The sequence below is a fragment of the Actinomadura gamaensis genome, assembly GCF_042652125.1.
GTDB lineage: Bacteria > Actinomycetota > Actinomycetes > Streptosporangiales > Streptosporangiaceae > Spirillospora > Spirillospora gamaensis.
Genome location: NZ_JBHSIT010000001.1, coordinates 154,284 through 167,093 on the forward strand (window position 1 = coordinate 154,284; position 12,810 = coordinate 167,093).

11 protein-coding genes are annotated in these 12,810 nt (G+C 73.6%); 5 read left to right on the top strand and 6 right to left on the bottom strand.

Features of this window, described 5'->3' with window-relative positions:
- Positions 1-44: 44 nt before the first annotated feature.
- The 3 genes from ACFPCY_RS00755 to ACFPCY_RS00765 form a co-directional block, all read right to left on the bottom strand.
- Positions 45-1,709: an IucA/IucC family protein gene (locus ACFPCY_RS00755; protein WP_378251574.1), complete on the bottom strand. Its 1,665-nt coding sequence runs from the start codon at positions 1,707-1,709 to the stop codon at positions 45-47.
- Positions 1,706-3,157, bottom strand: a complete 1,452-nt coding sequence (locus tag ACFPCY_RS00760) for an IucA/IucC family protein (protein WP_378251575.1) — start codon at positions 3,155-3,157, stop codon at positions 1,706-1,708. The genes ACFPCY_RS00755 and ACFPCY_RS00760 overlap by 4 nt, the downstream gene beginning before the upstream one ends.
- Positions 3,158-3,681: 524 nt before the next feature.
- The gene (locus tag ACFPCY_RS00765) at positions 3,682-4,815 is read right to left on the bottom strand and encodes an ATP-grasp domain-containing protein (protein WP_378251576.1); all 1,134 of its coding nucleotides are present in this window, start codon (positions 4,813-4,815) and stop codon (positions 3,682-3,684) included.
- A 114-nt stretch (positions 4,816-4,929) separates the two neighbouring features.
- Between ACFPCY_RS00765 and ACFPCY_RS00770 the strand changes: the two genes are divergently transcribed.
- The 3 genes from ACFPCY_RS00770 to nudC all read left to right on the top strand — a co-directional run bounded on the left by ACFPCY_RS00770 (position 4,930) and on the right by nudC (position 8,066).
- Positions 4,930-5,565, top strand: coding sequence for an HD domain-containing protein (locus ACFPCY_RS00770; protein ID WP_378251577.1), 636 nt, complete (start codon positions 4,930-4,932; stop codon positions 5,563-5,565).
- Between the two features lie 146 nt (positions 5,566-5,711).
- A complete protein-coding gene (locus ACFPCY_RS00775; RefSeq protein ID WP_378251578.1) occupies positions 5,712-7,100 on the top strand; it encodes a dipeptidase in 1,389 nt (462 codons plus the stop codon).
- 9 nt (positions 7,101-7,109) lie between these two features.
- Positions 7,110-8,066: an NAD(+) diphosphatase gene (gene nudC, locus ACFPCY_RS00780; protein ID WP_378251579.1), complete on the top strand. Its 957-nt coding sequence runs from the start codon at positions 7,110-7,112 to the stop codon at positions 8,064-8,066.
- Between the two features lie 67 nt (positions 8,067-8,133).
- Here nudC and ACFPCY_RS00785 read toward each other — a convergent pair whose 3' ends face one another.
- Together ACFPCY_RS00785 and ACFPCY_RS00790 are read right to left on the bottom strand one after the other, a co-directional pair.
- Positions 8,134-8,808: a transmembrane-type terpene cyclase gene (locus ACFPCY_RS00785; protein WP_378251580.1), complete on the bottom strand. Its 675-nt coding sequence runs from the start codon at positions 8,806-8,808 to the stop codon at positions 8,134-8,136.
- Positions 8,809-8,951: 143 nt separating this feature from the next.
- Positions 8,952-9,233 (bottom strand): mycoredoxin, encoded by a 282-nt coding sequence (locus ACFPCY_RS00790; RefSeq protein ID WP_378251581.1) that lies wholly within the window; start codon positions 9,231-9,233, stop codon positions 8,952-8,954.
- A gap of 183 nt (positions 9,234-9,416) precedes the next feature.
- Here ACFPCY_RS00790 and ACFPCY_RS00795 point away from each other — a divergent pair, with 183 nt between their 5' ends.
- A complete protein-coding gene (locus ACFPCY_RS00795; protein WP_378251582.1) occupies positions 9,417-11,504 on the top strand; it encodes an ATP-dependent DNA helicase UvrD2 in 2,088 nt (695 codons plus the stop codon).
- A 39-nt stretch (positions 11,505-11,543) separates the two neighbouring features.
- Positions 11,544-12,407 carry an acyl-CoA thioesterase II gene (tesB, locus tag ACFPCY_RS00800; RefSeq protein ID WP_378251583.1) on the top strand — a complete coding sequence of 288 codons (864 nt, stop codon included), beginning with the start codon at positions 11,544-11,546 and terminating at the stop codon, positions 12,405-12,407.
- A 92-nt stretch (positions 12,408-12,499) separates the two neighbouring features.
- On the opposite strand, the gene ACFPCY_RS00805 is transcribed toward tesB, so the two are convergent.
- The gene (locus tag ACFPCY_RS00805) at positions 12,500-12,808 is read right to left on the bottom strand and encodes a DUF6510 family protein (protein ID WP_378251584.1); all 309 of its coding nucleotides are present in this window, start codon (positions 12,806-12,808) and stop codon (positions 12,500-12,502) included.
- Between the last annotated feature and the right edge of the window lie 2 nt (positions 12,809-12,810).

Here is a 12,810-nt window from a genome sequence, read left to right on the forward strand (position 1 = left end):
GTCAGATATGTAGTGGACCGTCCGTCCCCGGCGAAGGCGCGGCGTCAGGATGTGAGCTGTTCCACACGCAGCGGGTTGGCGACCTGCACGTACCCGGCGGCGCGGTCGGCGGACCGCGACCAGCGCGTCCGCAGGTTCGCCTTCGCGGGCACCGGAACGCCCGCGAGCAGCGCGCGCAGCCGGGGATGGTCGCCCGCGAAGTACGGGCGCGCCGCACGCCACAGCTCCGGCTCCAGGTCGGGACGCAGGTCGGCGAGCGCGGCGGCGACCTCGGTCAGGTGGTTGATCAGCAGGCAGTAGACGACGCGGTCCCAGCCGCGATGCGCGTCGTAGGTGACCGCCTCGCGCACGCGCGCGGGGAGATGGCCGAGGGCCCAGCGTCCGGCGACGAGCTTCGTGCCTTCCAGGTCGCGGAAGGCCGCCTGGACGGGCATCCCGCCGTCGTCCACGCACACCAGGACGTTCTGGAGATGCGGTTCCAGCACGACGCCGTGCTCCAGGAACGCGCGCAGGACGGGCGGCGCGACATGCGAGACGTAGGCGTCCCACCAGGCCAGCGGGTCGGCGTGGACAGCGGGGAGGTCGGCCAGGCCGTCCGGCGCGGCGAGCGCTGCGGCGAGCAGCGGGCGTCCGCGCAGGCCCCGCACCCCCTGCCGGACGAGCACGCCGAACCCCTCGAACAGGCGGCGGTCGGCGAGCGCGAGCGAACGGTACGCGGGCTCGGCGAGCAGCGTCGCGCCGAGCGCCTCGAACACCGGGCGCAGCATCCGGTCGAGCTCGACCGCGCCGGTCAGCTCGTACCAGGCGTTCTTCCGGACGCAGTTGGTGATCCGCACGTCCAGGCTGAACTTCAGGAACGCGTCGGCGTCCGGGAGGTACGCCGTCCGGACCGAGGACGTGGGGAACGCGTCCGCCGGGCCGGGGCCGAGGTCGCGGACGAGACCGTCCGCGACCGCTCGGCGCAGGAGCGGATCGTCCTGGAGGAGGGCGAGCTGCCACGGATGCGCGGGCAGGAGCCGGTGTCCCGGCGGCGCGGCGAACGGCTCCAGCGCCGCGAACGCGCCGGGATCGCCCTCCTCGACCAGCAGCGTGTCCGGAACGGCGAGCCAGTGCGGCCGGAAACTCGTCCGGGCCTCGGGCGCGTACCGGATCCACTCGTCGGGCGCGCCCTGGCGCGCCTTCGGCGACGGATGGAAGCGGTGGCCGAACACGAGCGACTGCTCCGACTCGATGAACGTGTCGTCGTGGGAGCGGTCGGCGGGATCGGCGTGGCTGGCCTGGTCGGCGGGGTCGGCGTGGCCGGCGTGGTCGGCGTCGGGATCGGCGGGACGCTCCGGGCGCGCGGCGATGATCGCTTCGAGGGCGCGGTAGCTGCCCTCGACCTGCGCCGTGAACTCGGGGTTCGCGCGTCCGGTGGACAGCTCCAGCTCCCCGGCGATCAGCGAGGCGAGCCGCGTCCAGTCCGCCGCGATCCACGCGCCGTCGCGGTGCTCCTCGAACGGCGGGACGAGCCGGAACGTCGGCCCGTGCGGCGGGCGGGCGAGCCCGGCGCGCAGCAGCACCCCCACCCGCGGCAGCCGCATGACCAGGCGGCCGTCCCGGTGCCAGAGCTGCCGTTCCGGCCCGCACACCTCGCGGACCAGGCAGTTCAGCAGGGCGGTGGAGGTGCCGTCCGCGGCGGTCGCGACGGCCGAGCGGGTGAGGGTCACGTCAGGTCCCGTAGGTAGTTCGGCCCGTCCGGGCCGTAGTGCTTGTTGATGTCGGCGGCGCCGGTCCGGACCTTGTCGACGAGGGTCCCGGCGGTGACCATCGCTTTCGCGGGCAGTGTCGGCGCGTCCAGCACGCGGGCGCGCAGGAACGCGATCTCCGCCCCGGCGTCGAGAGCGGTGGACGGGCCGAGGCCGGTGGACGGGCCGGGGCCGGTGGAGGGGCCGAGTGTGGCGGTCGGGCCGAGGGCGGTGGAGGGCCCGGGAGCGGTGGACGGGCAGAGCAGCGCGTCCAGGCGGTCGCGGATCATCGCCAGGCCCTCCGCGCGCGGCAGGAGGCCGTGCGCGGCCAGCGCGAACGCGGGCGCGGCGGCGCACAGGTGCAGGGTGATCGTGATGAACACGCGGGCGAGCGCCTCGCGGTCGCGCGTGCGCATCCGGCGGTCCTCGAACGGGCAGGGCGCGCCGAGGACGTCCGGGTTCACGAGCATCCCGTCGTTGTCCTTCAGCAGGAGCCGCAGCGGCTCGCCGGGAGCGAGGACGAGCGCGACGTTCTGCTGGTGCGCTTCGAGGGCGATCCCGCGCCGGAACAGCGCGACGTTCCAGCCCAGCAGCGCGTCCAAGTACTGGCCGAAAAGGTTTCGGACGTCCCATTGCTCGATGACCAGGCCGCCGTCGGGATGCGGCGCGGTGAGCGCGGCGACGGGCACCACGTGTGCGTGTGCCGTTTCGGCCGGGAAGCGGCGGACGAGGTAGGCGAGGAACGGAGTTCCCGCGTGTCCGTAAGTCTGCTCGTCGGCCAGCAGGACGGGATGGTCCTCCTCTGCCAGGACGTCCCGCAGCAGCTTTTCGGCGAGCGCGCCGTCCGGCAGGGTGCCGGGCACGATCGTCCGCCGGTTCCGCAGGCCGAGCGTGCTCGTCGGCAGCGGCACCTTCAGATGGACGAGCGCGTCGGCGGCGACCGTCCGCATCGACAGCGTCGGCCGCACCGGACGGAACGCTTCGGGCAACACCTCCGTGTGTTTCCGGACGGCCGAAACCGCGAGCGGATGCACGGGGAACAGCTCCGGCCCCGGCCACCACCCGGGCAGATCGCCCACCGAGGTGATGTCGTCCTTCGGCACCCGCGCCCAGCGCAGCGGGAACTCCGGCGCGAACTCGGGCGCGTACCGCCGCAGATCGCTCGGCGCGAGCCCGGCGCGGGCGTGCGCGCACGGGTACACCGGATGCTCGGTATGCGCGGCGAGCGTCTCATAGAACACGCCCGGCCCGAGCGGATCCGCCCGCGCGAGCCGCTGCATCACGCCCGGACGGCTGCTCTCGCAAAGCAACGTCGCCGTCAGCGCCTCCCGGCACTCCCGCGCGAGCGCCGCCACGTCGTCGTGAGGGTCGGCGACGCGTCGCGCGATCGCGAGCACCTCCGTGAGCCGAAGTTCCTGCCCCGCGTCCACGACGGCGTCCGCGAGAAACCCGGGACAAAGCCCACTCACCACCTCGTCCGCCGTCCCGTCCGCCGTCGCGCCGGTCGTCGCGTCCGCCGTCGCTTCGGCCGTCCCGTCTGCCGTTGCGTCTGCCGTTGCGTCGGCCGTCCCGTTGGCTGTCGCGTCGGTCGGGCCGTTCGTCGAGCCGTCTGCTAAGCCGTTTGTCGGGCAGTCTGCGGAGTCGGTTGCGGGGGCGGCTGCTGAGCTGTCCGCCGGGTTGCTTACCGAGCCGTCCGGTGAGGTGCGTGTGCGGAGTCTTATGGGGGTGCTGCCGGGGAGGGCCAGAGAGCCGTCGCGCACGTATGTTCGCAGCCCGCCGTAGTCCTCGCGCAGCAGGGCGTCCAGGACGCGCGCCGCGAGGACTCCCTCAGTGGAGATTCGGGGGGCGCGGCGGGTCCGGCTCAAGGAAGGCGACTCCTGCGAGCCGGCCCGCCGCGCGTTCGGGATGAGACGCCCGTCGGCCGCGGAGGCGGGCGGGGGGCCGTCGACCCGCGTCATGCGATCGTCCAGGTGTTGGCGGTGCGGAAACGGGTGATGGCGGCCTCGACCTCGGGGCGGGACGGGCCGATCGCCCGGATCGTCCCGAGGTAGTCGCGGTTGGTGCGGGTCAGCGGCGCGTCCGTGCCGAGCGGACGCAGCGGACGGTAGGTCAGCCGGACGTCCCCGTCGTGCAGGTCGGCGGCGGCGGGAGCCGAGGCGAGCCTGCCCGGACGGTCGGCCAGGATCCAGTCGGCGACCGCGTGCCGGGCGGGGCGAGGGACCGGCGGCGGCAGGCGCTCGCCGAGGTGGACGCGCAGGATCCGCTCGAACAGCGGGACGCCGAGCAGGTCGGCCAGCAGGAAGTCGCAGTGGTCGCCGATCACCCGGTAATTGACCTCGATGATCCGCGCGCGTCCGGCGTGGACGACGAACTCGGTATGGCAGGCGCCGAAACCGACGCCGAGCGCGTCGAGCTGGGCGAGGACCTGCGGGGTCTCGGGCGGGGGCGGGGCCCATTCGAGGCGTTCCTCGACGAAGTGCGGGGGCGGGGAGAGGCGCGTCCGGAACGAGCCGAGGACGTGCAGTTCGTGCCCGTCCCCGAGGGTTTCGAGGGTGTGCAGCTCGCCCGGCAGGTACTCCTCGACGACGAGCGGGCGGCGCGTGCCGATCTGCGCGCGCCGGGCCGAAAGCTCGGCCGCGTCCGCGACGAGGAAGACGTCCTCGCTGGCCACGCCCTCGCGCGGCTTGAGGACGAGCGGGTACGGCGCGTCCGGCGGGACGCGGTCGGCGGGTGCGGAGAACACCGGGTCGAGCGCGGCCAGCGCGCGGCGCGTCTCGTGCTTGTTCTTCGCCCGGACGGCGGCCCGCCAGTCTTTACCGGGCAGGCCGAAATAGGCGGCGGCGAGCGCGACCGGGGCCTGCAGGAAGTCGGAGTTGGTGAACAGCGCGTCCGGGCGTCCGGCCGCGATGATCTCGCGGAAGTCGCCGACGTCGCAGCGCACGACCGGGCCGCCGAAGACGGCGGCGTGCGCGTCCGGACGGTCGGTCAGCACGGTCACGTCCAGGCCGAGCGCGGCGGCCGCGGGCAGGAACCCGTGCGCCACCGAGTCGGTGAGCCTGCCGGAGACGAGGTGGAGCGCGGCGGCCACGGCACCCTTTCGGCCAGATAGTGAGGTTAGCCTTGCCTAACTCGAACCGTCACCATAGTGGCCGGGGCCCGCCCGGTGTGCAAGAACGGCGGACACGCGTGTTGGATGGTCCCCATGAAGCACGCCGACCCCGAGGGAGCCACGGACGTGGTCGAGCGCTGGGTCGCGCTCGCCGGTGCGGACACCCGGCACATCGGCGCGGACCTCGCCGCCCGTTACGCCGAACCCCACCGCCGCCACCACGGCCTCGCGCACCTGACCGCCGTCCTCGACCTGGTGGACGAGCTGGCGGCCCACGCCCCCGACCCGGACGCCGTCCGGCTCGCCGCCTGGTTCCACGACGCGGTCTACGACCCGCAGCGCGCCGACAACGAGGCGCGCAGCGCCCGCCTCGCGGCCCGCGTCCTCGCGGACACCGACCTGTCGCCCGCGCGCCTCGCCGAGGTCGTCCGGCTCGTCGAGCTGACCGAGACGCACGACCCGGACGACGCCGACGCCAACGGCCAGGTGCTGTGCGACGCCGACCTCGCCATCCTCGGCGCGGACCCCGAGCGCTACGCCGCTTACACCGCCGCCGTGCGCGAGGAGTACGCCTTCGTCCCGGAGGAGATCTTCCGCGCGGGCCGCGCCGAGATCCTGCGCGGGCTGCTCGACCTGCCGAAGATCTTCCACACCCCGGAGGCGAACGCCCGCTTCGAGGCCGCCGCGCGCCGCAACCTGGGCACCGAGCTGATGCTCCTCAACGCCTGACCGGCGAACGCGCGAACGCACCCCGAACGCACCCCGAACGCACCCCGAGCGCGCGCGAAAGGGGGGGCGTGGATGTGCGAACGCGCGGACAACGCCCGGCTTCGGCGTCCCCTAGAGTTCATGGGCAAAGCATCATGCAAGGGAGCATGTCAGTGGACGTTGTGGAGTACATCCAGGCCAACAAGGCCCAGTTCTTCGCGGACCTCAAGGAGTGGCTGGCGATCCCGTCCATCTCCGGGGACCCGGCCCACCACGACGACGTGCGCCGCTCGGCCGACTGGCTCGCAGGCCACCTGCGCGGCCTCGGCTTCCCGACCGTGGAGGTCTGGCCGACCGCCGGGCTGCCCGCCGTGTTCGCCGAGTGGCCCGCCGCCGACCCCGACGCCCCGTCCGTGGTGGTCTACGGGCACCACGACGTCCAGCCGGTGACGCCGCTGGAGGAGTGGGACACCGACCCGTTCCAGCCGGTCGAGCGCGGTGACCGGCTCGTCGGGCGCGGCACGTCCGACGACAAGGGCCAGGTCTTCTTCCACACGCTCGGGCTGCGCGCGAACCTCGCCGCCCGCGGCGCGGACGCCCCGCCCGTCACGATCAAGCTGCTGGTCGAGGGCGAGGAGGAGTCCGGCTCGATCCACTTCGCCGAGCTGCTGCGCGAGCGCCGCGACCGGCTCGCCGCCGACGCCGTGATCATCTCCGACACCACCATGTGGGCCGCGGACGTGCCGTCCATGTGCACCGGCATGCGCGGCCTCACCGAGGCCGAGATCACGCTGCGCGCGGCGGACGTCGACCTGCACTCCGGCTCGTTCGGCGGGGCCGTCCCGAACGCGCTGCACGCCATGGTCGAGCTGCTCGCCAAGCTGCACGACGCGGACGGGCGCGTCGCCGTCCCCGGCTTCTACGACGACGTCGTCCCGCTGACCGACGAGGAGCGCGAGCTGTTCGCGCGGCTCCCGTTCGACGAGGCCGCCTGGCTCGAGACCGCCGGGAACAGCCGCGTCGCCCACGGCGAGGCGGGCTACAGCACCCTGGAGCGGATCTGGGCCCGGCCGACCGCCGAGATCAACGGCATGTGGGGCGGCCACACCGGCCCCGGCGGCAAGACCATCGTGCCCCGCGAGGCGCACGCGAAGATCTCCTTCCGGCTGGTCGCCGGGCAGGAGCCCGCCAAGGTCCGGGACGCCTTCACCGCGTGGATCGAGGCGAACACCCCCGCGGGCGTCGAGGTCGAGGTGCGCAGCGAGGGCGGCGGCGTCCGGCCGTGCTTCTCGCCGATCGACTCGCCCGGCGTCCGCGCCGCGCGCCGCGCGATGGAGAAGGCGTTCGGCACCGAGGTGCTGTTCACCCGCGAGGGCGGCTCCGGCCCCGAGGCCGACCTCGCCGACATCCTCGACGCGCCGCTGGTGTTCGTCGCGGTCGGGCTGAACGACGACCGCATCCACGCGCCGAACGAGAAGGTCGAGATGCCGCTGCTGCTCAAGGGCGCCGAGGCCGCCGCCCACCTCTGGGACGAGCTGGCCACCGCGCTGCGCTAGCGTGATCGGGTGAGCGAATCCCCCCAGGTCGGAGACCGGTCAACCGGAGACGAGAGCGGCACCGGGCCGCTGGAGTGGCTCGCGCTGGCGCGCGGCACGCTGGACCGGGCCGCCGAGCGGCGCGGCGACGACGCGTTCCTCGACGCGGCGTGGCACGACCCGCGCACCCGCGTCCTCGTGCTGCGCGACGGCGAGGTCAACGCGATCGTCGAGCCGGACCCGGTGCTCGTGCTGCTCCCGCCGGCGGACGCGCCGTCCGGCGACCGCTACTTCCTGGGCGTGGACGACGACGGCGTCGCCTACTTCGCCGTCACCGGCCCGCTCCCGGCGGTCGAGGGCGCCGAGCGGGCCGGGCTGCGCCGGATCGGCGCCCTGCTGCCGGACCGCGACTCCGGGCTGCTGACGCACGCCGTCGCGCTGGAGCACTGGCACGCGGCGAACGTCTACTGCCCGCGCTGCGGGACGAGGACGGAGATCCGGCAGGCCGGGCACGTCCGGCGCTGCCCGAACGACGGCTCGGACCACTTCCCGCGGCTGGACCCGGCCGTGATCATGCTGGTCACCGACCAGGACGACCGGCTGCTGCTCGCCCGCGGGCCGCAGTGGCCGGCCGACCGCCGGTCCGTCCTCGCCGGGTTCGTCGAGCCGGGCGAGTCGCTGGAGCAGGCGGTCGTGCGCGAGGTGCGCGAGGAGGTCGGGCTGACCGTCCGGGACGTCCGCTACCTGGGCAGCCAGCCGTGGCCGCTGCCGCAGAGCCTCATGATCGGGTTCACCGCCGGCGCGGACGGCACCGTCCCGCTCGTCCCGGACCCGGTCGAGATCCGCGACGCCGGCTGGTACACGCGCGAGGAGCTGACCGAGGCGATCGAAACCGGACGCATCGTCGCGCCCGGCCCGCTGTCGATCGCCGCGCAGCTCATCATGCGCTGGTACGGCGGCCCACTCCCGAAAATGCCGCCCTTCTGACCCGCGGCCGTTGTGACCGGCGGGCCGTTCTGACCAGCGCGTCGGTGTGACCGGTGGGTGGGCGTGGTCAGCGGACGCCGGTGAGGTCCAGGCGGAGCGGCGCGGACGGCGAGCCGCCCGACTCGTGCCGGGCCACCGCGTAGACCGCCACGACGTAGGCGAGGTCGAGGACGGCCGTCGCGATCATCAGGTAGGGGAGCAGCGGCCCGTGGCGCCACGGCTCGTCCTGGAGCCAGATCCAGGACGCGCCGGACGCCAGGGCCGTGCCGACGCCCTTGGCGAGCGCGATCCAGACCGACTGCCCGCGCGCCGAGCCGCGCGCGATCAGCATCGACAGGAACAGCCCGGACATCATCAGGTTCTGCCCGAAGGCGGCGAACGTGGCGAGCCCGTGGTCGAACTGGCGGCTCACGAAGTCCACCCCGAGATACCCCATGACCAGCACGGACGCCAGCATCGCGAGGAACCCCCAGCGGGGCAGGAAGCGGAACTCGCGCGGCCCGTACGCCACGACCAGCGCCAGGATCACCACGTCGAACCCGAACCAGACGTAGTTCACGACCAGCTGCATCCCGTCGCCCGGCCGGACGAACGAGAAGATGAACTCCCAGCCGAGGTTGGCGGCGAGCGCGGCGATCGGCATGCCGTACGTCCGCTGCTTCCAGCCCGTCCAGATGATGAGCAGGTAGGTCGCCGTCCAGGCCAGTCCCGAGCCGAGCGACAGCGCGTCCGCCAGGTCCAACGTGAAACCCCTTCGTGTCACGGAAACGCGCCCAGGCTAGCCATACCGGACGGCCCGCGGGAACGCCGAAGGCCCTTCCGTTACCCGAACGGAAGGGCCGACTCGGCGTGAAGCGCGCTGTGACGCGGGACGGGACGGAGACGTCAGGCGCCGATGAGGCGCTTGACCTCCTTGGCGCTGGGGTTGGTCAGCACGACCTCGCCCGCGTCCGGGGTCTGGATCACGACGGTCGGGACCGTCTGGTTGCCGCCGTTCACGCTCATCACGAACTCGGCGGCCTTCGGGTCGCGCTCGATGTCCACCTCGACCATCTCGATGCCGTCCCGGCCGAGCTGGGTCTTGAGGCGGCGGCAGAACCCGCACCACGTGGTCGTGTACATGGTGATCCGGCCCTGCTCGGGCTTCTCGGCGGCCTGCGTCGTCATCGCTCTCGTCGGCTCCTCACCTGGACGATCTCCGGTCGTGCGTCAGCGTCAACACTGGGACGCCACCGGACATTCCACACCATGAGTCAGGGTCCGGTACCCCCGGTGCTCACAGCCGGCCCTGCCCGCGGCTCACGGACGGGCCTGCCCCGAGCATCGGGCCGGGCCTGCCACCATGGAGGGATGGAGGCGGAGGCGGTGCTGGCGGGGCTCGACCCCGAGCAGCGGGCGGTGGCGGAGGCGACGCGCGGGCCGGTGTGCGTGCTGGCGGGCGCGGGCACGGGCAAGACCCGCGCGATCACGCACCGGATCGCGTACGCGACGCTGACCGGGGTGGTCGCCCCGCAGCGGGTGCTGGCCGTGACGTTCACCACCCGCGCGGCGGGCGAGCTGCGGTCCCGGCTGCGCGCGCTCGGCGCGCCCGGCGTGCAGGCCCGCACCTTCCACGCGGCGGCGCTGCGGCAGCTGTCCTACTTCTGGCCGAAGGTGGTCGGCGGCGACCCCCCGAAGATCATCGAGTCCAAGATCGGGCTGGTCCGGGACGCGGCGCGCGAGTGCGGCATCCGCGAGTCCGACCCCGCCAGGCTGCGCGACATGGCCTCGGAGATCGAGTGGGCCAAGGTCACCCAGCACCGGCCCGAGGACTACGTGGACGCCGCGTCCCGCGCGGGCCGCAAGCCGTCCACCGACGTCGTCGAGGTCGCCCGCGTCTACGCCGAGTACGACCGGCTGCGCCGCGAGCGCAACCTGCTCGACTTCGAGGGGATGCTGGAGCTGACCGTGGCCGTCCTGCACGACGAGCCGCAGGTGCTCCGGCAGGTCCGCGAGCAGTACCGGCACTTCGTGGTGGACGAGTTCCAGGACGTCAACCCGCTGCAGAAGATGCTCCTGGACACCTGGCTCGGCGACCGCGACGACCTGTGCGTCGTCGGCGACCCGAACCAGACGATCTACTCCTTCACCGGGGCGACCTCGTCCTACCTGCTCGACTTCACCAAGCAGTACAAGGACGCGAAGGTCGTCCGGCTCGTCCGCGACTACCGGTCGACGCCGCAGGTCGTGCAGCTCGCCAACGAGGTGATCGGACGCGCCCGCGGCGACGCCGCCAAGCGCCACAAGCTCGAACTGGTCGCCCAGCGCGAGGACGGCCCCGCGCCCGTGTTCAGCGAGTACGGGGACGACGCGTCCGAGGTCGCCGACATCGCGCAGCGCTGCCGCAAGCTCATCGACGAGGGCGTCCCGGCGCGGGAGATCGCCGTCCTGTTCCGGATCAACGCGCAGTCGGCCCGGATCGAGGAGGCGCTGAGCGACGCGGGCGTCCCCTACGTCGTGCGCGGCGCGGAGCGGTTCTTCGAGCGGCCCGAGGTGCGCGAGGCCGTCGTCCGGCTGCGCGGCGCGGCGCGCGCGGGCGGCGACGCCGAACTCGACGGCCTCGGGCTGATCCAGACCGTCCGGCACGTCCTGATGGGCGCGGGCCTCACCGACGCGCCGCCGGACGGCGCGGGCGCCGCCCGGTCCCGGTGGGAGTCCCTCGCCGCGCTCGCCCAGCTCGCCGAGGACATGGCGGTCGACAACCCGTCCGCCGGGCTGCCCGACTTCGTCGCCGAACTGGAGGAGCGCGCCGCCGCCCAGCACGCGCCGACCCTGGAGGGCGTCACCCTCGCGTCCCTGCACGCCACCAAGGGCCTGGAGTGGGACGCGGTGTTCCTCATGGGCCTCACCGACGGCATGGTCCCGATCAAGTACGCCGAGACCGCCGAGCAGGTCGAGGAGGAACGCCGCCTGCTGTACGTCGGCGTCACCCGCGCCCGCGCGCACCTGCACCTGTCCTGGGCGCTGTCCCGCGACCCGGGCGGCGAGCGCTACCGGCAGCCGTCCCGCTTCCTGGACGGCCTCACCGGCAAGACCGGCACGCCGACCCCGGCCCGCGTCGACCGCGCCGCGTCCCGCCGGACGCGCCGCTCCGGCCCGCAGCCGTGCCGCGTCTGCGGACGTCCGCTCACCGCCGCGATCGAGCAGAAGCTCGGCCGCTGCCAGGACTGCCCCGCCGAGCTGAACGAGGACATCCTCGTCGCGCTCAAGGACTGGCGCGCCCGCACCGCCGCCGACCGCCGCGAACCCGCCTTCGTGATCTTCACCGACTCCACCCTCCAGGCCATCGCCGAGCGCGCCCCGGCCTCGATGGAGGAGCTGGCGCAGATCCCCGGCGTCGGCCGGGTCAAGCTCGACCGCTTCGGCGCGGACGTCCTGGAGCTGGTCAACGGGGGGTGAGAGCCCGCTCACACGCCCCCGTTTGGGACACTGATCGGCGTGAAGGAATCAGTGAAGGCGCTGCTGGACATCCTCGACCTGGAGCAGATCGAGACCGACATCTTCCGCGGCCGCAGCCCCGAGGACCGGCAGCAGCGGGTGTTCGGCGGCCAGGTCGCCGGCCAGGCCCTCGTCGCCGCCGGACGCACCGTCCCGCCGACCCGCGCGGTGCACTCGCTGCACGCCTACTTCATCCGCCCGGGCGACCCGTCCGTCCCGATCGTCTACACCGTGGACCGCGTCCGCGACGGCCGCTCCTTCACCACCCGCCGCGTCCTGGCCATCCAGCACGGCAAGGCGATCTTCAGCCTGTCGGCGTCCTTCCAGATCGACGAGCCGGGCCCGGCCCACCACGCTCCCATGCCGGACGCCCCGGACCCCGAGACCCTCCCCACCGCCCTCGACCGCCTCATCCCGGTCTTCGGCGAGCGCGCCGCCACCGAGTTCGTCAACCGCCGCCCCTTCGACGTCCGCCACGCGACGCCCCTCACCTGGGAGGCCGCCAAGGACCCGTCCCTGGCCACCCCCGAGTCCAAGGTCTGGCTCAAGGTCGACGACGACCTCCCCGAGGACCCGCTCCTCCACGTCTGCCTGATGACCTACGCCTCCGACATGACCCTCCTGGACACCGTCCTCCTCAACCACGGCCTGGCCTGGGGCGACAAGCGCACCATGGGCGCCTCCCTGGACCACGCCATGTGGTTCCACAAGCCCTTCCGCACCGACGACTGGCTCCTCTACTACCAAGACACGCCCTTCGCCGGCGGCGCGAGAGGCCTGGCAAGAGGCCAGATCTTCACCCGAGACGGCGACCTGGTCGCCTCCGTCATGCAAGAGGGCCTCGTCCGCGTAACCGACGCCTGACCAGCGAAATCGCACCTCTCGTTCGGCGTGCCGCAGGAGACTGCCGAGGAAACCGCCTGGGGGTGCCAGGGCGAACGTGCCGGGTGGCGCGGTCAGGTGTGGGGGATGGACAGCGCGCTGCCGCCGGGGAGGTCGAGCCAGAACCGGTCGGGCGCGGCGACCAGCCGCAGGGTCGGGTGCGTGCAGATGCCGCACCGCAGCACGTGGCCGGGGGCGTCGCCGTAGAGCGGGGCGCGGGCGAGCAGGTCCCGGTGGCCGCAGTGGCCGCAGCGCCCCGCGGCCAGCGCGGTGTCGGGGACGAACAGCATGCTCAGCGGCCCGGCGAGGGCGTTGCCGTCCAGGCGCCGGTCGTCGGGCAGGTAGTCCTGCCAGCCCAGGCCGGCGGTCGCGGGGTCGGTCATGG